This window comes from Aggregatimonas sangjinii (assembly GCF_005943945.1).
In the GTDB taxonomy this organism is placed as follows: Bacteria; Bacteroidota; Bacteroidia; order Flavobacteriales; family Flavobacteriaceae; genus Pelagihabitans; species Pelagihabitans sangjinii.
This window is the reverse complement of record NZ_CP040710.1, coordinates 2973889-2992057: the sequence shown is the minus strand read 5'-3', so window position 1 is coordinate 2992057 and position 18169 is coordinate 2973889. Positions and strand designations below refer to the sequence as shown.

Annotated in this window: 16 protein-coding genes and 2 tRNA genes; 8 read left to right on the top strand and 10 right to left on the bottom strand. The window is 42.8% G+C overall.

The features are described from left to right. Window positions 1–33 precede the first annotated feature (33 nt). Window positions 34–1539, bottom strand: coding sequence for an OmpP1/FadL family transporter (locus tag FGM00_RS12565; protein WP_138853245.1), 1506 nt, complete (start codon window positions 1537–1539; stop codon window positions 34–36). A 35-nt stretch (window positions 1540–1574) separates the two neighbouring features. Further along, window positions 1575–2918, bottom strand: coding sequence for a hypothetical protein (locus tag FGM00_RS12560; protein ID WP_138853244.1), 1344 nt, complete (start codon window positions 2916–2918; stop codon window positions 1575–1577). Window positions 2919–3013: 95 nt separating this feature from the next. On the opposite strand from FGM00_RS12560, the gene proS reads away from it, so the two are divergent. The 4 genes from proS (at window position 3014) to rpsT (ending at window position 5485) form a co-directional block, all read left to right on the top strand. Further along, window positions 3014–4489 carry a proline--tRNA ligase gene (proS, locus tag FGM00_RS12555; RefSeq protein ID WP_138853243.1) on the top strand — a complete coding sequence of 492 codons (1476 nt, stop codon included), beginning with the start codon at window positions 3014–3016 and terminating at the stop codon, window positions 4487–4489. A gap of 470 nt (window positions 4490–4959) precedes the next feature. Further along, window positions 4960–5031, top strand: a tRNA-Glu gene (locus tag FGM00_RS12550). Window positions 5032–5107: 76 nt separating this feature from the next. Further along, window positions 5108–5179: transfer RNA gene (locus FGM00_RS12545), tRNA-Glu, on the top strand. Between the two features lie 54 nt (window positions 5180–5233). After that, window positions 5234–5485, top strand: a complete 252-nt coding sequence (rpsT, locus tag FGM00_RS12540) for a 30S ribosomal protein S20 (protein WP_138853242.1) — start codon at window positions 5234–5236, stop codon at window positions 5483–5485. A gap of 781 nt (window positions 5486–6266) precedes the next feature. Here the strand turns inward: rpsT and FGM00_RS12535 are convergent. Together FGM00_RS12535 and rho are read right to left on the bottom strand one after the other, a co-directional pair. Beyond that, window positions 6267–6947 carry a hypothetical protein gene (locus FGM00_RS12535; RefSeq protein WP_138853241.1) on the bottom strand — a complete coding sequence of 227 codons (681 nt, stop codon included), beginning with the start codon at window positions 6945–6947 and terminating at the stop codon, window positions 6267–6269. A 215-nt stretch (window positions 6948–7162) separates the two neighbouring features. Beyond that, window positions 7163–8749 (bottom strand): transcription termination factor Rho, encoded by a 1587-nt coding sequence (gene rho, locus FGM00_RS12530; RefSeq protein WP_138853240.1) that lies wholly within the window; start codon window positions 8747–8749, stop codon window positions 7163–7165. 195 nt (window positions 8750–8944) lie between these two features. On the opposite strand from rho, the gene FGM00_RS12525 reads away from it, so the two are divergent. Continuing rightward, complete coding sequence (locus FGM00_RS12525) at window positions 8945–9355, top strand: DUF4293 domain-containing protein (protein ID WP_138853239.1); 411 nt, start codon at window positions 8945–8947, stop codon at window positions 9353–9355. Window positions 9356–9799: 444 nt separating this feature from the next. Here the strand turns inward: FGM00_RS12525 and FGM00_RS12520 are convergent, their stop codons facing one another. The 3 genes from FGM00_RS12520 to FGM00_RS12510 form a co-directional block, all read right to left on the bottom strand. Next, the gene (locus tag FGM00_RS12520) at window positions 9800–10324 is read right to left on the bottom strand and encodes a GNAT family N-acetyltransferase (protein ID WP_138853238.1); all 525 of its coding nucleotides are present in this window, start codon (window positions 10322–10324) and stop codon (window positions 9800–9802) included. Between the two features lie 288 nt (window positions 10325–10612). Further along, window positions 10613–11476, bottom strand: a complete 864-nt coding sequence (locus FGM00_RS12515; RefSeq protein WP_138853237.1) for a DUF6503 family protein — start codon at window positions 11474–11476, stop codon at window positions 10613–10615. 92 nt (window positions 11477–11568) lie between these two features. Beyond that, the gene (locus FGM00_RS12510; RefSeq protein ID WP_138853236.1) at window positions 11569–12063 is read right to left on the bottom strand and encodes a metallophosphoesterase family protein; all 495 of its coding nucleotides are present in this window, start codon (window positions 12061–12063) and stop codon (window positions 11569–11571) included. A gap of 120 nt (window positions 12064–12183) precedes the next feature. On the opposite strand from FGM00_RS12510, the gene truA reads away from it, so the two are divergent. Together truA and FGM00_RS12500 are read left to right on the top strand one after the other, a co-directional pair. Then, window positions 12184–12936: a tRNA pseudouridine(38-40) synthase TruA gene (gene truA / locus FGM00_RS12505; protein WP_138853235.1), complete on the top strand. Its 753-nt coding sequence runs from the start codon at window positions 12184–12186 to the stop codon at window positions 12934–12936. After that, on the top strand, window positions 12929–14695 hold the full coding sequence (locus tag FGM00_RS12500) for an ABC transporter ATP-binding protein (RefSeq protein WP_138853234.1): 1767 nt from the start codon (window positions 12929–12931) through the stop codon (window positions 14693–14695). Before truA ends, FGM00_RS12500 begins: the two co-directional genes overlap by 8 nt. A gap of 78 nt (window positions 14696–14773) precedes the next feature. Here the strand turns inward: FGM00_RS12500 and FGM00_RS12495 are convergent, their stop codons facing one another. The 3 genes from FGM00_RS12495 to folP all read right to left on the bottom strand — a co-directional run bounded on the left by FGM00_RS12495 (window position 14774) and on the right by folP (window position 17486). Then, window positions 14774–15574 carry a DUF3667 domain-containing protein gene (locus FGM00_RS12495; RefSeq protein WP_138853233.1) on the bottom strand — a complete coding sequence of 267 codons (801 nt, stop codon included), beginning with the start codon at window positions 15572–15574 and terminating at the stop codon, window positions 14774–14776. Window positions 15575–15586: 12 nt separating this feature from the next. Next, window positions 15587–16372, bottom strand: a complete 786-nt coding sequence (gene cdaA, locus FGM00_RS12490; RefSeq protein WP_138853232.1) for a diadenylate cyclase CdaA — start codon at window positions 16370–16372, stop codon at window positions 15587–15589. A 289-nt stretch (window positions 16373–16661) separates the two neighbouring features. After that, the gene (folP, locus tag FGM00_RS12485) at window positions 16662–17486 is read right to left on the bottom strand and encodes a dihydropteroate synthase (protein ID WP_138853231.1); all 825 of its coding nucleotides are present in this window, start codon (window positions 17484–17486) and stop codon (window positions 16662–16664) included. Between the two features lie 104 nt (window positions 17487–17590). On the opposite strand from folP, the gene FGM00_RS12480 reads away from it, so the two are divergent. Beyond that, window positions 17591–18142, top strand: coding sequence for a DUF1599 domain-containing protein (locus FGM00_RS12480; protein ID WP_138853230.1), 552 nt, complete (start codon window positions 17591–17593; stop codon window positions 18140–18142). The last annotated feature ends 27 nt before the right edge of the window (window positions 18143–18169 follow it).

Here is an 18169-nt window from a genome sequence, read left to right as displayed (position 1 = left end):
TTTTAATCTATAGCATTATGTTTTGGTAGCCTTCTAAAAATTATAGGTGTAACTGAGCGTAACATTCGTATTGATCCTATCGATAGTGGCCGGAGTAACAAGCCCGGTATCGAATAGTCGCAGTGCAGTTTCTTGTTCAGAACGCATAAAGGCAAAATCTAGCCGGCTTCCGCCGAAATCATAACCTAGACCAGCCGAAATCCCATTAAGGTCTCCGATTAAGTTACTGTTTTCGTAGGGACTCTGCTCATAGCGGTAACCACCTCTTAAACTAAAGCGTGCGATACGGTATTCCCCACCGACCCTTATCGTTGATGTAGCACCAAGTTGATTGGAAATCTCGTCATTTACGTCTGAAAAGATACCTTCGTTTTCACGCCCCAGTCTCGCATTCGACATATCTTGGTACCCATAGTCAACACTTAAAAGTCCGGATTTACCAAAGACCAAGGCAAGACTTCCGGTCAACTTAGCGGGAGTCTTAACGGAATAGGTGTCAAAAATGGTGATAATATTGGAATCGATAAAATCGATATCCTCATCGGCAAGGTCTGAGTTGATACGTTGCGCGAAGCTATCCTCTAATCGATACCAGGTCGGGGATTGGTAGCTGGCACCCAAACGTACCAATTCATTTATCTTATAAATCGCCCCGGTACTAAATGAAAAGCCTGCACCTTCTGTACGCAAAAAATTATCGAAATTGACGAACTGTACTTCCGAATCGGTAGCATAGCCATCTTCCCTGAACAAATCGACACGGTCATAATCAACGCCGTGAAAGTTCAAAGAAGCCCCCAAATGCAGTCGTTCTTGGTAGCGCGCCGCGAAATTGAGGGTATATTTGCTGTTGAATCCAGCGGTGGTCCTCGAAAAGCGCTGATTCACATTGTTATATTCGGCAATCCCATTGTAGACGGTATTTTCTTCGTCAGTGGTCTCTGGGTCGATAATACCACCGTAGTAGCCCAGAAAGGCTTGTTGATCGGCAAATCCACCTTGAGCCCCGATATCCAAATAAGCGTCCTCGATAAATTCCCCATCTTGTAACAAGATATTTCCAAAAGGTACGCCTTGGGCAAAACTCAAAAAGTAATTCTCGATGCTTTGGTCGCTCGTGCCATCTACTAAAACCTGACTGTCGAAATTGGTAATCATATCGTAATTAAATGCCAATACGATTCTGTCCCAACCGGTGCTTTCAGCTTTACTATTAAAAACCAAGGAGGCGCCTAGTTGATTGATGTCCAAATAGGTATCAATAGTACCTGTACTTGTATTGAAATATGTTGCGCTGTTATCGGTATTGTAAGCAGTTCCCGATATTGTTAAGAGTCCGTGATTGAATACCGCGGATCCTGCGGGGTTGATATTTAAGGCCGATAAATCGCCCCCAACAGCACCGAATGCACCGCCCATGCCCTGAAAGCGGGCAGTGCCTTGTAGGTTATCATTGCTATACCGAAGTACATCATTAATATTCTGAGCGTTCATTAAAGCGCACGCCAATAGCGCTATAAAAATTGAAATTCTTTTCATTTCTATACAATTAGATTTGTTCGCAAGTTTTGGGATTATTGTCTTCTTCCACCACTGCGGCCACCACTACTTCGACCGCCGGAAGACCTCGATGAACCACCAGAGCTTCTTACGCTTCCGCTACTGCGGGAAGAACCGCCACTGCTCCTATAGCTGCCGCTGCTTCTAGAAGAGCTACTCCCCGAACTACGGTAACTATTTCTACTCGAAGATCCTGAACTACGATAGCTACTGCTTCTTGGCGAAGAACTTCTGTACGACTGACTTGATCTGGTACTGGTGCCAGAACTTCTATATGTCGAGGTTCGTGGCGTAGCCGAAGGTGTTCTTGAAGAACTAGACCTGGTTGCCCCACTTCTATATGAACTACTCCTTGGAGACGTATTTCGATAACTTTGATTTGATCTTGACGAGCTATTGTACCTCGGTACGGCCCTCGTACTTCTGCTTGTTCTGTATGCGCTGTTTCTATCCACGCCAACAGTCCTTCTATTAGCGACACCGCTTCTATTGCTTCTAGACGCTGCGCTTCTGCTACTTCTGGTAGTAGTATTTCTGCGTACGGTAGACGAATTTCTATAGCGCGGATTATCACCTCGTCTGGAGGTCACGTTAGATCTTCCGCGCAATGCGGTTCTATTCGCGTTATTAGTTACAGCATTGTTGTAATATCCTCTTCTTCCAGGATTGTAGGCATAGCTTCTATTTCCATACCCGTAATAGCCTGGTGGGCACCAAAAATTATTGTAGCCACCCCATCCGTAACCGAAACCGTAGCCGCCCCATCCGAAGCCACCACCCCAGCCCCAGTTGTTCCAGCCGCCGCCCCAGCCCCAGTTGTTCCATCTATTCCAGCGGTTCCAACCGTAACCGTAGCCACCCCAGCCCCAATTGTTCCAGCCACCGCCCCAGCCCCAGTTATTCCATAACCAAGGCGAGCCAAAACCAGCTCCGCCCCAACCATTGTCATAAATGTTGATGTTAACGCTGGTAGGATTATCGCCCCATCCACCCTGTCCGATGTAATCATTGTCGCTTTGGTAATAATTCGTCAACTGGTCCGAATTCAGACTGTCGTTCGCTATCCCACTTGAATACGAGTCCACGTCGGTGAAGACCTCGCTCTCCAGGATTTCATCATACTGATTGGCCTGTTGCCCAAAATACTGCGCGTATGGGTCGTCCGTTTGCTGCTGCTGCTGCTGCTGGGTTTGCCTAACTGGTCTTTCGACACCGACCTGTCTCTGGTCGTTACCATAAATACCATCATTGTCGTAGTAAGACGACTGTTGGTAAGAACCGCAAGAAACGCTCACAACGGCAATAAGGGCGAACATGCCGAGCATATGTATTTTTTGGAGGGGTAGGGATTGTATCATCGTTTCAAATTTATATTGTTGAACATACAGAAAATAACTAGTTTTACCAATTATTTTCAAATACTACAGCACAAGATTTGTGCCAAACTTAACATATGGCTAAGAATTTAACGAAGCGAAGTGAGGATTATTCTAAATGGTACAATGAACTCGTTGTAAAGGCCGATTTAGCTGAGAACTCGGGGGTAAGAGGCTGTATGGTCATCAAACCCTATGGGTATGCGATATGGGAAAAGATGCAAGCCGCATTGGATAAGATGTTCAAGGAAACCGGTCATGAGAATGCCTATTTTCCGTTGTTTATCCCAAAATCGTACCTGAGTAAGGAGGCAAGCCACGTGGCCGGTTTTGCAAAGGAGTGTGCGGTGGTGACACACTATCGCTTGAAAAATGCCGAGGACGGCAGCGGAATCATCGTTGATCCTGAAGCAAAATTGGAGGAGGAGCTTATCGTAAGACCTACCTCCGAAACGATTATCTGGGACACCTACCGCAGATGGATACAGTCTTACCGCGACCTGCCGCTATTGATCAACCAATGGGCGAACGTTGTGCGATGGGAAATGCGAACACGCTTGTTTTTGCGTACCGCGGAGTTTTTATGGCAGGAAGGCCATACCGCACATGCTACCGAAAAAGAAGCACTTGCCGAAGCGGAACAGATGATGAACGTTTATGCCGAGTTTGCCGAAGAACATATGGCAGTACCGGTAATCAAGGGAACAAAAACCGAAAGTGAGCGTTTTGCCGGGGCGTTGGAAACCTATTGCATTGAAGCATTAATGCAGGACGGAAAGGCCCTTCAGGCTGGAACCTCGCACTTTTTAGGACAGAATTTCGCAAAAGCCTTCGATGTGAAGTTTGCGAACAAGGAAGGTCAGAAAGAGTATGTTTGGGCTACCTCTTGGGGTGTGTCTACCCGATTGATGGGGGCGTTGATCATGACGCATAGCGATGACAACGGATTGGTACTTCCCCCGAAACTAGCCCCGATCCAGGTGGTTATCGTTCCGATTTACAGGGGATTGGACCAGTTGGATGTAATCTCGGAAAAAATAGCCCCTTTGGTGAAGGAACTGCGTAAAAAAGGAATTTCGGTCAAATATGATGATCGTGACACTCATAAGCCCGGTTTTAAGTTCAACGAATACGAATTGAAAGGTGTTCCCGTACGTATCGCCATAGGGCAGCGAGATTTGGAGAACGGTACGTACGAACTGGCCCGACGGGATACTTTGGAGAAAGAGACGATTCCCGCGGCGGATGTAGTCGCTAAAATCGAATTCTTGATGGACGATATTCAGAAGAATATTTATCAAAAAGCACATGACCACAGAGCTGGTCACATTACCACAGTTGATTCATACGAGGAGTTTAAAAAAGTGCTCGAGGAAAAAGGAGGGTTCATTTCGGCGCATTGGGATGGTACCAATGAGACCGAAGAGCGTATTAAGAATGAAACCAAAGCCACCATTCGATGTATTCCTATTGATGCCGAAGCGGAAGTAGGAACCTGCATCGTCACCGGAAAACCCTCGAACAAAAGGGTACTTTTCGCGAAGGCCTATTGATGTCTATGTAGCTACGGTTGTTAGGAATATTTTTAGATTTAGAAACAGGACAGGGAGAAACAAGAGTCAAGACGAATTTTGATCTTGGTAAACGTTTTGTAGCTGCTTGAATCTATAAGGTTAGGGAGGTAGTAGGCTGCACCTAATCTGTCTTCTCTAAAGCAACGCCTTTTCCATCATAGGGTCTTATTTCGCAGCACCTTATTATAACAGAAAATTTAAGAGTATTACATGGGTCATTTCAATACGAGATAAATTTTGGCAAAGATTTTTTCAGTCTTATATCCTATGTCTTAAAGCGCAGCGGTCTTTAGTCTTTTTATAAGTAATTCGGACCTTTAAAAAGGTATAATTGTTACGCACTAAAAAAAATTAGAACCAGCTGTTGCGGTAGTAAAAAATAATTGTATTTTTGCACCCGCCTGAATGACTTTTTAATACATAGGTCCAGCAGGTGAAAGTATACCAATGGTCCGTTCGTCTAGGGGTTAGGACGCCAGGTTTTCATCCTGGTAACAGGGGTTCGATTCCCCTACGGACTACTTTGTAGAGTTGAGGGTATCACGTTATGAGTTAAGAATATAAGACTCTAGACGCATAACCCTTAACTAACATAATGGCCCGTTCGTCTAGGGGTTAGGACGCCAGGTTTTCATCCTGGTAACAGGGGTTCGATTCCCCTACGGGCTACAAAAGTTCGAGGCTGCAAGGCCAAAGAAACAAAAATGTAATTAAAAGAATAAGATGGCAAATCACAAGTCGGCATTAAAGAGAATCAGAAGAAACGAGGCAGTGCGCCTTCGCAATCGCTACCAGCACAAAACAATGCGTAATGCATTGAAGAAATTGCGTAGCGAAGAAAAGAAAAAAGATGCCGAGGCATTTTTGCCCAGCGTAGTGAGTATGATCGATAGATTGGCAAAACGCAATATCATTCACGCGAACAAAGCTGCCAACCTAAAAAGTAAATTGGCCAAGCACGTCGCTGCACTATAAGCCGATTTGTAAATTGATATTAAAAATGCCCTTGCGGAAACGCAGGGGCATTTTTTGTTTCTAAATAGTATTAAATTACTACCTGCTTAACCGAAAGAGTGTCGTCGTCCCTTGAAAAAACCGATTATAAATAGGATGTGCATAAGAACAATCAAAACCCTTAAGATAGACCTTAAATGATAGGCTTCCCAAATTCTGTAGTTCAAATAACCGGTTAAATAAAGGGCAGGAAATATGGAATAGAACATAAGTAGTGAGAGACTAACCCAGAACATCAGATTATATGGTTGAATGATTTTTCGTCTGTTGTTTATTTTGTCTTTAAAGTAGAGTAGGATAAAAAAAACTAAAATCACCGAGCCCAGGGCTGTCGCGTAAAATAATTGTGTGTCCATCGGGGATTGAAAAAAGCAGCTTACCATATACGCGATTGCGCAAATACAACTCCCGATTACAATACATTTTCTATATGTCTTATTCGATATCAGGTTCCAATAAACATGGTAGAAAAACCCAAAAGATACCACCGCATAAATGTTATAAAGAATTTCATTGTATGAGCTATATTTCAATTCTTGAGGGAAGAAGGATAAATCCTGATTAGTTTTCACCATATATCCTAAAAACTCATTTAAAAAAGTATAGGTAATGAGAATGGGAAAATACCTCAATACGGTATCAAAATACCTCCGATAAAAGGCCATGGAGATAATCAACGTAATAGCATACCCTATTAAAAAGTAATTCTCTTTTAAAAAAGAAAATACTGATTCTAACATGTTTATTCGAAGTCGGTTTTCGGTGGCGGGCCGCCATGACCGAAATTAAGTGCTAAACTACTACCGGCATATAAGCTGGAATTCAATGAAAAGCCGGCATATGCTTTTTGCGTCTTTTCGTCTAATAGTCCCATGCCCTTTCCCATACTGGATTTCCAATCGGTAATTAGACTAGGTTTGCCATCTTGGCCAATATAAAAACCGTAGTTGACCCCATCCCTATCTAAGGTAGGTACCATAAAAATGGAGTTCTGTCTAGGGTGTATAACTTCTTTTTTATTAGGAAATGCTTTGTCTTTCGGATAGTTCGCAAAGTACAAACGTAATTTAGTCACCTTTTTCACTCCCGCTTTAGCAGCCTCTTGGTCAACATAGGCAATATATTGTTTGATTGTATCGTAATCAAAATCTACAAATCGGGATGCTTGAAACTCTTCTTCCGGCGCGCGCTTCTCTTTTTCATATCTTTCGATAATATCGATTCGGTGTCGCGAATAATTTTGGTAAATAACATCCGCTTCTTCTAAGGAAATGATGTTCTCCGGTTCATCAATAATGGGAGTTTCCTCCTCTGGATCCTCTGGTCTAGGATCTTTTTGATCAAATAATCCGCAATTGGTCATTAACAGCAGACCGAAAAATACCGAAACGGTACGAAAGAACACTTTTTGTGTAGTTTTCATGGGTAGATGTTTAAGGTTGTTCTTACTAGGATAAGGCAAAAAAGGGAGAGGGAATTATTTCTTGCGAGTTAAAGGTATTTTAAAAAGAGCAGTTCTGAAAATACCAGAGCGAAAATTTGAAAAGAATAAACTACTTGCATTAAAAAAAATCCAAACCCCAAGCGAAGGCTCGGAATTTGGATTTCAGTCTATTTCGATTTTCCGCGTAGCGGATGTTATTGATTCATGGTCAACAAAAACTCTTCGTTGTTCTTGGTCTGCTTGAAACGTTGCTCGATAAACTCCATAGCCTCTATCGGGTTCATGTCGGCCAAGTACTTCCGCATGATCCACATACGCTGAATCGTATCCTTATCCAAGAGCAAATCTTCCCTTCGGGTACTCGAAGAGGTCAAATCGATAGCCGGGAAGATTCTTCGGTTCGAAATCTTACGGTCTAATTGAAGCTCCATATTACCGGTTCCTTTGAACTCCTCAAAAATCACTTCGTCCATTTTAGAGCCTGTATCCGTCAGGGCCGTTGCAATGATCGATAACGACCCACCGCCTTCTATATTTCTGGCGGCACCGAAGAAACGTTTCGGTTTGTGCAAGGCATTCGCATCAACACCACCACTCAAAACCTTTCCGGAAGCGGGTTGTACGGTATTATATGCTCTTGCCAATCGTGTTATCGAATCCAAAAGAATTACGACATCATGACCACACTCTACTAAGCGCTTTGCTTTTTCAAGCACAATGTTGGCTACACGAACGTGTTCCGTTGGTTCTTTATCGAAGGTTGAGGCTACCACTTCGCCTTGTACGTTCCGCTGCATATCGGTAACCTCTTCAGGGCGTTCATCGATTAATAGAATAATCTGATATACTTCGGGATGGTTAGCGGCAATTCCGTTGGCAATATCCTTCAACAACATCGTCTTACCTGTTTTCGGCTGAGAAACGATCATACCTCTTTGCCCTTTCCCGATAGGGGAGAACAGATCGATAATTCTTGTGGATATGCTACTTTGGCGATTCGCAATATTAAATTTTTCCTGTGGGAATAGCGGTGTTAAATGTTCGAACGAAACGCGGTCACGCACCACTTGTGGGTCAATACCGTTAATTTTGTTCACTTTGATCAACGGAAAGTATTTCTCCCCTTCTTTAGGCGGACGGACGTTTCCTAAAACAGTATCGCCCGTTTTCAAACCAAAGAGACGTATCTGCGATTGCGACACGTAAATATCGTCTGGGGAAGAAAGGTAGTTGTAGTCCGAAGAACGCAAAAAGCCGTAGCCATCCTGCATAATATCGAGTACACCTTCACTTTCAATAATACTATCGAATTCAAACTCAGGTGCCTTATATCGGTTTTTAAGATCTTTGTCAAAGTTGCTTTTATCGTAACTTTCTTTCTGGGACCTATTGGATTTGTTAGGCTGGTTTCGATTATTCTTGTTTTGCGAATCGCGGCGCGGGTTAGGCTTATTGGTCGTTTGCGGTCTTTTGTCATCGGTCTTGGAGGAATCCGGGGTATCGGTTTTCGCTTTTACCGTTTTCCTTGGTCTAGGATTCGGTTTGTTCTTGACCGCACGTTCCCCTTTTTCACTCGTGGGTTTGCTTTTCTTTTGCGGTGCATCGGCCGTAACAGTAGGAACTACTTCGGCGACCGCTTTCGGGTCGGCAGCCTGTAGGTCGAGAATTTGATAGACAAGGTCTAATTTTTTTAAGGTCTTGAACTTGGGTACGCTCAAGCCTTTCGCTATTTCCTGAAGCTCAGGCAGCTTTTTAGCTTTTAAATCTGAAATTTCAAACATTAAGTAATGTGTAAGTGAATATTTTCTTGAAAAAGTAGTTGAAGTGAAAGATTAATCCGGTAATAAATGGTGGAACGATGTCCCCAACGGTGAGTGTTGCACTTATAACGAAACAATATTACAAATTATTTTGAACTTAGCCCCTATAATTTTAAAAAGACGTGTATTTTTGCTGTCCAAATCATTAGTAGTAACATGATTCAGCGCATTCAAACGGTTTATTTACTCATTCAAGCACTTGTCGCTGGTGTTTTGCCGTTTTTCGTGAACCTATGGTCCGATGCCGAGGGAATGGAAATTTATGCTAAGAACGACATCATGATTTCTATTGCCTTTTATACATCAGCAGCTTTGTCGGTTATTGCGATAGTATATTTCAAAAACAGGAAAAATCAATTTGTCATCAACAGATTGAACATCATATTAAATCTTTTTTTACTGGGATTTTTCGTTTACCGGTCACTAAATTTATCTGGAGAAACTTCGGTTTCGGAGAAAGGTATTGGGATGCTCATACCCATCGTTTCTATCGTTTTATTGTTCCTAGCCAATAGGGGCATAAAGAAGGATGAGGATCTTGTAAAATCTGTAGATCGTTTGCGTTAAACCTAACATCTTAGTAGTATTAGTGCGTGAGCCCGGGGGTTGTTTCCCGGGCTTTTTTGTTGGTTTACTTGTGATGCGTTTTAATATGGGGATAAGTTTTAATGTGGATTTGTTTTGCCCGTTTCCAAAGAATATTCATCTTACGAGTCGGAAGAATGGTTTCAGAGTTTTGTTCAACTAAAGTTACTTATGGACCAAGAGTTCACTTCAATCCAAAGATTCTTGGACCTTCGAGTCGTGACAGTTTCCCGTGGTAATCGGGATAAAGCCGGCGAAACCTTCCAGACGACAAGGATGGTTCTCCAATGGCTTGCCTAGGGGATAGTCGGTTTCAAGAAATTTTTTATCGACCAAATTTTTGGGGTATGTATATGGCGCAGGACCAGAAAGGGCATCAAGTTTGGTTGAAATCCAGCATCGTATTTAGTAATTCGGAGACTGCTGCTACGGCTTTTGGTAAGCTTCCTTTTTGACTACGAAAGACAAGACATCGGCAGCCGAATTCGATAAAACAGCCTGCTCGGTGGCGTTTATCAATATTCCGCCTAGTTTTTGAACTGCTTTTTGGGAACGTATGTTGTCTCGATGTACATAATAAACCACATGGTCTACATATTGAAATGCGTGCCGCATCATCAAATGCTTTACCGATGCGTTGTACAGACCACCCCAATAATCACGGGAGAGATAGGTCCACCCGATTTCTATGCCATTATGAAAATCATCGATTCTCTTATATCGGGAACTTCCGATTATCTTATCGGCTTGATTATCAATGATCGTAAGTGCTCCTTTGGAGGTAATGGATTCTTCAAAAAACGTATCGAATTCCGCGCGTTCATTTCTTTTGCAGGGATGTTGTTCCCATATTTTTGGGTCTTTAGCTACTTGACATAATTCCTCCCTGTCCCGGGCGTCAAGTGGTCTAATGCGCACTAATTCGTTTTTTAGGATTGGTTGTAGGTTCATGATTTGTTGGTTTTCAGTTTCTGAATTGGTTGCTGTGGCCGGTTAATCGCCGTTCACGCTATCAATGACTAAAAACTGTAGGTTTACTAATTAAGGACCTAAGATTTTATGACAGCAGTTTTGTCTTTTACTAGTGAAAATACACATTTTTAATGTTCGCCCCTGTATGTAAATAATTCCCCGAGGGCTCTTCCTCGGGGATAGTCGGTTTTTCAAGGAATTTTTTATTTCACCAAAAAAAGGAAGCCTTTGGAGCTTCCTTTCTATTCAGTTTTGTGGGACCACTTCTTATTTCATTACCGCAATACTCTCCTTAGTAAAACCATTATTAAAGGAAACATCGGTCAAGGTTTGCACGATACTTGGTGTATCGTCGTATTCCCCCTTTTCATTCGGCATAAAATAAGTACGCTTGGTCGCTATCTTTTGACCTTCGATATTCTCGTATTCGTAGTTTGCCACAATGGCCGGAACGTTTACGCCCATAGCCGGTAAGGAGAAGTAGAACCGATCGATCATTTTGGTCTTCGGGTTGAGATATAGAATGTAACTGTCATTTTGTTCTTTTCCCGTAATGGCCGGGTCGTAGGTTACTTCAACCTTATCATAGTCGGTGCCATTATATGCTTCTTGGCCCAGGTATTTGAGCAGTGTTCCCTTATCGTTCAATTTGTAGGGCATTACGAACCAAAAGTAATTGGCTCGCCTTAAAAATTCACTTGTTCCGACGGCCTGCGGATCTTCGACGGTTTTACCGGCCAACATGGCGGTAGTATGCTGTCCATCAAAATATTGGGCTACGTCTCCCTTGGCTTCGGGCATCGCGTTGATTTCATGCTGTGTATAATATCCAAAAGAAGCTTCGGTATCAAAAATATACCGTTCTACGGAGATGTCGGCGGTGTTGTTCGGGTAACGATAATCATAGGTGTATTGTACATCTTTTTTGTTCCACAAATCATCCCAGCCACCTTGCGCCTGTTCGACCGCGGCAAGCATTGATTTTGGGTCATCGGTGTTGTACTCGGGCATTTTTTCGGTCATATCTTCTGCCGTCGGTTCCGCAATGGTTTTTTTCTTTTGTTCCCCACAGGAGGCCAATAGTAAAAAGATACTGAGGGATGCTAGGATTAAAGAATGTTTGGTTGTCATAATTGTTTTTTTTAAGCCATATTAGACGCACGCATTCGATATCCTTACAGGGGATAAAAACTTTTTGATAAAAGTCCGATTTCGATTTGTGATCATCTCTTTCCTATTTCCACAACCTCTAAGTCCTTGATGTCCTCCCCATTGATTGTAAATCGTAGCATGGTACGCATCTGATGAAAGCCGTGTTTGCCGCAGGCTCCAGGGTTCATATGCAGCACCCCGAGAGGCTTGTCCATCATCACTTTTAAAATGTGGGAATGGCCGCATATAAAAAGTTTGGGTGGTTTCACTTTTAATAGCGCCCTAGTACGGCTATTGTATTTAGGAGGGTAGCCGCCGATGTGTGTCATCAGAACTTCTACCCCCTCGCAGAAAAAACGGTCGTTCAGTGGAAATTCTTTTTGAATCATATGATCATCAATATTGCCATAGACCGCTCGCAAAGGTTTTAATTTGGCAATGGAATCGGTGACCGTCAAACTACCGATATCGCCTGCATGCCAAACTTCATCCGCTTGACGTACATATTTTAGAATGGTATCGTCCATATGCGAATGGGTGTCGGATAGAAGAAGGATTTTAGTCATTTTTCAAATTACGAGTTAGGCATTGGTAGGCCCGAGAGACTTATTTTTACAGCAAGGAGAGACCATAGCCACTAACGATGCTTTTGATATCTTTGCCAATTACAAAACTAAAGCATCCCATTGAGATATTTCATCCAATTTTCATACTTTGGAACGGCGTATCACGGTTGGCAAAAACAGCCGAACGCGGTGACGGTACAATCTGTTTTGGAAGGTGTTTTTTCCAAGCTCCTACGCGCAGAGGTATCATTGATGGGGGCGGGACGTACCGATGCAGGCGTTCATGCCGAACAAATGTATGCCCATTTTGATGCAAAACCGATTAGGGATATCGTTGATATGGTCTATCGTCTCAATGCCTTTCTTCCAGACGATATCGCCGTTCAGAACATTTGGGAAGTTCAAGAGGATGCGCACGCTCGATTTGATGCAACCGAACGTACTTATGAATATTGGGTGACCCAAGAAAAGAATGTGTTTTTGACAACTGGGGCCCATTACGTAAGACATCGATTGGATGTAGATGGCATGAATACGGCAGCAGCATTACTTTTGCGGCACACCGATTTCGAATGCTTCTCCAAATCAAATACCGAGGTAAAGACTTTTAGATGCGATGTGAAGCACGCGAAATGGGAAAGGCAAGACGCCAAACTGGTCTTTAAGATTACTGCAGATCGTTTTCTACGCAATATGGTTCGCGCGGTCGTCGGTACGCTATTGGAAGTGGGAAGGGGTCAGCAGAACGAGGCTGGAGTACAACGCATCTTGGATAGCAAGGACAGGAGGGAAGCCGGAACCTCCGTGCCCGCAAAAGGCTTATATTTGACAAAGATTCGATACCCGAAAAACACCTTTAGTTCACATGAGTGAAAAATCAGGAAATGCTTTTGATTACCGCCTATTTAAAAGGTTGATACAACAGTCCAAACCTTATCAGCTCACTTTTTACGGTGTTGCTGTACTAGCGGTTCTATTGTCCGTTTTTGCGATTTTGACGGCCATTTTGGCCGGCGATATCGTAAACGATGCCATTCGAGAGAACGACGCCGATAAATTACTCACGCTCACATTGGCGATGTTAGGGGTCTTGTTCGGACAAGTGCTAAGTCAATTAGGTTTCAATTACTATGCGAACTGGTTAGGGCAATCGGTGATTAAGGATGTACGGGTGGCACTCTTTAAGAAAATGATGGGTTTTCGCATGCAATATTTCGACAATTCATCTATCGGACTTCTAGTAACGCGCGCCGTAGCGGATATGCAGCGGATTGGAGAGATTTTTAGCCAGGGCTTCTTCGTTATCGTTGCCGACTTATTGAAAATGCTGACGGCCGCGGTAGTCATGTTGGTCCTGAACTGGAAATTGGCTTTGCTGGTTTTCGTGTTACTCCCCATAATTTTATATGCCACCCGCTTGTTCCAAAAAGCGATGAAAGTCGCGTTTATAGAGGTGCGCGCACAAGTTTCCAATCTCAATTCTTTTGTGCAGGAGCGTATTACCGGAATGAAAATAGTGCAGCTGTTCACTCGGGAAAAAGTGGAGCAGGAAAATTTTAGGGTGATAAATGAGAAACATCAAAATGCATGGTTGAAAACGGTTTGGTACAATTCCATTTTCTTTCCCATCGCTGAAATCGTTTCCGCAGTGGCCGTAGGCTTGGTGGTTTGGGTAGGCGTGCTACAAAATGTGGACAGTATTAATACGGAAAACATCGGGGTACTGTTCACCTTTATTTTCCTGATCGAACTGCTTTTTCGTCCCCTACGGCAAATCGCGGATAAGTTCAATACTTTACAAATGGGAATGGTGGCGGCCAACCGTGTCTTTGCTATTCTGGATACCCATAGTAAGATAGAGGATACGGGCAATCTGGTTCAAGATAAGGTGAAAGGGAAAATTACATTTGATACCGTGCACTTTGGATACCTCGCCGATGAGGAAGTGCTGCACGGCATTTCTTTTGATGTGAAAGCGGGACAAACGGTAGCCATCGTCGGCGCTACTGGTGCAGGAAAGTCGACTATTATCAATTTATTGAATCGATTTTACGAAATTAATTCGGGTACCATAGCTATCGACGGTATAGACATCAAGAAGTTCACCTTGGCCTCTTTAAGGTCCCATATAGCAGTCGTACTGCAGGATGTATTCTTGTTCGCCGACACCATTGCCAACAATATTTCACTTAAGGACGCTACGATTACCATAGCCGATATCGAGGCGGCTGCCAAGCAAATCGGGGTAGATGAATTTATAAATAGTCTCCCGGGCGGATATACTTATAATGTAAAAGAGCGCGGTACGATGCTTTCCAGTGGCCAGCGACAGCTTATTGCCTTTTTGAGAGCCTATGTTAGCAACCCAAGTATCTTGGTACTGGACGAGGCGACCTCCTCCGTAGATACCTATTCGGAGCAATTGATTCAAAAAGCTACGGAAAAGATTACCGAGGGGAGAACCTCGATTATAATCGCTCATCGATTGGCGACCATCAAAAAGGCGGATAAGATTTTGGTGATGGATGCTGGCGAAATCGTCGAAACCGGTACACATCAAGAACTGCTGCAAAAAGGCGGATATTATAGTAATCTCTACGAGGCGCAGTTTTTGGCCGAGGATGTAGCATAGGCTATTTAAACAATCATCGAAGCTACTGACAACATTGCGGGCAGCTGTGCCTGTCGTCAGGTGAATTTCTTCAATAGCCTACTTGGGTGCCATGTTTTGAAAAGTATCGGTCATAAATACCAGATATAAGCTAGCTACTATCATTAGACCAAAAAATACTACAGCAAGTATCAAGAGAAAGAAGAGTAATTTGATTAGTGTCTGTTTGATACTAAGATTGAAAATTTTATAAAACACCCAGGTAAAGTAGCCGATTTGAAGTACTAAATTCCCTATCGAGGCATAATAGAGTGCTTTGCTATTCCATAGCAATAGGATATAGACACTATTTATAACAATCGACATTTGTGAATAGGCATAAATGTTCATCACGAAATGTTCACTGAGATTGAATTGTTTTCTATTGATGAAAACAAGACGCGAAATCAGTGCTAAAAAGGGCAGCATCGCCACGTAAAATAGGCTCTGGTACTTGAACAGATAATAATTTATTCTTTTTTGAAAATCCATCCCGAATTTTTCTGAATCGGTCAAAGTACTTTCATCGGGATACAGAAATTTAAAATTCAGGGCATCCGGAAAAAATTCGTTATGGACATAGACGAAGAGACCGCCCAACATAATAGCAATCGTAAAATAACTTACAGGGTTCAGATATTTTTTTCGAACTCCTTTGATATAACCAACGATAACGTCATCCGGTCTTGAGAAAAGATGTTTGAACGTTTTGAGAAAGGTGTTATCCAGATTAAAAAAACGTTCCGTAAAATCGTACCACAGGCTCTTTATGGTAATCCGATTGCGTATGACTTTTGCCCCACAATGGGCACAGAATGAATAGTCGGTTCGAAGCGGTCGTGCACAGTTCTTGCAATCCATTTTAGTACCTGGTTAAATCAGATCTTCTTTTATCATGGCCGACAGTTCATCCAAGTCGTTAAATGATACGAATTCCCCATTCCGCACATAGGAAATACCACCCGTTTCTTCGCTAACGACCAATGCGACGGCGTCGGTCTTCTCCGAGATGCCTACCGCAGCTCTATGGCGTAGACCGAAACGTAGCGGAATCTTTCGTTCGTTGGTAACAGGTAAAATGGCCCGCGTCGCCGTGATAAAATTTCCCTCGATGATCGCTGCGCCATCGTGCAAGGGACTGTTCTTATAAAAGATGCTCTCGACGATGGGTCGGGTAACTTCAATATTCATCTGGTCTCCGGTGTTCTTTACAAATTCAAGGGAATTACTTTTGGCAAATACCATAAGGGCCCCGGTTTTGGATGCCGACATATTTTTACAGGCTTCCAGAATAGCATCGACATCGGTTGCAGTGGTCAGTCCCTCATGCTTTAAAAATTTAAAGTGCTTGATAAAATTGCGCTTGTTGGCAAAATTGGTAGAGCCGATCATCAATAAAAATTTTCTGATCTCTTGTTGAAATACGATAATCAATGCAATCAACCCTACCTGCATAAAGGCCCCTACCATACTGCTGATCATCTCCATGCCCAATAGTTCGGTCAGTTTCCAAAATGCCCAAACGATAACGATACCCAGAAAAATATTAATGGCTACGGAACCGCGTACGAGTTTGTAGATGTAGTAGAGTAGAATGGCGACCAGAACAATGTCGAGGACATCGGTAATTTTGAAATCGATAAAATTCAGAAAATCCAATCGGTTATGGTTTTGGTAAAATTAGGAAAAATAGATGAACAATTTTTCATTCCTGAGACTCGTCTTACAAAACCCGTGACCTGGCAAGTGAATGAAATCCGTTACCTTGGCAACCAGTGATTTTAAGGCATAGACCTTAACTATGAACGGCTTTGATAGCTGAAGATTGTTCGGTCTATTTTCAAATGGTCCTAGGTTTGCCATGGTGTTGGATCATAAATGCAACCAAGAGTCAAAATAAAGTACCGGCCTTGTCGGCTTTCATCTTAATTTTAAACGTTTTATTTACTTATCGGTTTAGTTGTTGTACCAATCGTATACATTCCATGGCCTCCTTTACATCGTGTGCACGTAAAATTTGGGCTCCCTTGCTCAATGCGATGCTATGCAGGGCAGTGGTGCCGTTAAGTGCATTTTCGGCATCAGTGTCGAGTAACCTGTAGATCATCGACTTTCTACTCAATCCCACCAAAATCGGATGCCTTAAATTCTTGAATAAATCCAATTGGGAGAGCAATTCATAGTTCTGTTCCAAGGTTTTTGCAAAACCAAATCCCGGGTCTATGATAAGGTCATATATTCCATAGGTACGGGCAATCGCTATTCGCTCTGAAAAGTATTTAAGGATAGCAACCGAAAGATTATCATATTGGGTCTGTTGCTGCATATTTTTTGGGGTACCCCGCATATGCATCATTACCAATGGTGCTTGGTGTTCCGATACCACGGCAAAGATCTTTTCATCCTGAATTCCCGCGGAAATATCATTAATGATAGCCGCACCTTCAGACAGACAGGCATGGGCAACACCACTTCGAAAAGTATCTATCGATAAAATGATATTAGGGAATTCGGCCAAGAGTAGTTTTACAATAGGCAGTATGCGCCGCAATTCTATCGCTTCCGAAACGAAATCGGCCCCTGGTCTTGAACTATAAGCTCCCACGTCTACGAAAGTCGCCCCTTCGTTAAGCATCTTATCCACTTGCTTCAGCACTGCAGCTTCCTCTTTGAATTTCCCTCCGTCGTAAAAAGAATCGGGTGTAATGTTCAAGATGCCCATAACTTTGGGCACCTTAAGATCTATCAGTTTTCCGTTGCAGTTTAATGTCATATTCGAGTTTGGATGGGTTGACAAAGCAAGTTTAAAACACGAACTTTGAGCAATTCGATATTTTAACCGAAATTTACACAAATTACAGCCATAGAACCAATTCAATGCAGCATACTTCCGAGCAATATGACGCGGTAATCAAAACCTGTCGCGACCTTTTCGAGAAAAAAATGAAAGACTATGGTAGTGCATGGCGCATTCTGCGGCTTCCCTCATTAACAGACCAGATATTTATTAAAGCCCAACGCATTCGAGGTCTACAAGAAAATGCGGTTCGAAAGGTAGACGAAGGGGAAATCCCGGAATTTATGGGAATCATAAATTATTGTATCATGGCTTTGGTACAATTGGAAAAGGGGATTGCAGTGCAACCTGACCTAAATGCAAAAGAGGCCTTATCGCTCTTTGACCGCCACACTTCGGAAACCAAATCGCTCATGGAAAATAAAAACCATGACTATGGTGAGGCTTGGCGCGATATGCGGGTGAGTTCCTTAACCGATCTGATTTTGCAAAAACTGCTGCGGGTGAAACAAATCGAGAATAACAAAGGAAAAACACTGGTCAGTGAGGGTATAGATGCCAATTATCAAGATATGGTCAATTACGCGGTATTTGCGCTTATTCATCTGAAAAAAAAAGCTCCTACCGACTAGGGCGTCCCAAACCAATAAACTCCGATT

Coding starts and splice junctions, on each gene's coding strand:
- FGM00_RS12565 (WP_138853245.1), bottom strand. CDS start 1,539: ATGAAAAGAATTTCAATTTTTATAGCGCTATTGGCGTGCGCTTTAATG.
- rho (WP_138853240.1), bottom strand. CDS start 8,749: ATGTTTGAAATTTCAGATTTAAAAGCTAAAAAGCTGCCTGAGCTTCAG.
- FGM00_RS12515 (WP_138853237.1), bottom strand. CDS start 11,476: ATGACAACCAAACATTCTTTAATCCTAGCATCCCTCAGTATCTTTTTA.
- FGM00_RS12495 (WP_138853233.1), bottom strand. CDS start 15,574: ATGGATTGCAAGAACTGTGCACGACCGCTTCGAACCGACTATTCATTC.
- rpsT (WP_138853242.1), top strand. CDS start 5,234: ATGGCAAATCACAAGTCGGCATTAAAGAGAATCAGAAGAAACGAGGCA.
- FGM00_RS12535 (WP_138853241.1), bottom strand. CDS start 6,947: ATGAAAACTACACAAAAAGTGTTCTTTCGTACCGTTTCGGTATTTTTC.
- FGM00_RS12480 (WP_138853230.1), top strand. CDS start 17,591: ATGCAGCATACTTCCGAGCAATATGACGCGGTAATCAAAACCTGTCGC.
- FGM00_RS12520 (WP_138853238.1), bottom strand. CDS start 10,324: ATGAACCTACAACCAATCCTAAAAAACGAATTAGTGCGCATTAGACCA.
- proS (WP_138853243.1), top strand. CDS start 3,014: ATGGCTAAGAATTTAACGAAGCGAAGTGAGGATTATTCTAAATGGTAC.
- FGM00_RS12510 (WP_138853236.1), bottom strand. CDS start 12,063: ATGACTAAAATCCTTCTTCTATCCGACACCCATTCGCATATGGACGAT.
- folP (WP_138853231.1), bottom strand. CDS start 17,486: ATGACATTAAACTGCAACGGAAAACTGATAGATCTTAAGGTGCCCAAA.
- FGM00_RS12525 (WP_138853239.1), top strand. CDS start 8,945: ATGATTCAGCGCATTCAAACGGTTTATTTACTCATTCAAGCACTTGTC.
- FGM00_RS12500 (WP_138853234.1), top strand. CDS start 12,929: ATGAGTGAAAAATCAGGAAATGCTTTTGATTACCGCCTATTTAAAAGG.
- FGM00_RS12560 (WP_138853244.1), bottom strand. CDS start 2,918: ATGATACAATCCCTACCCCTCCAAAAAATACATATGCTCGGCATGTTC.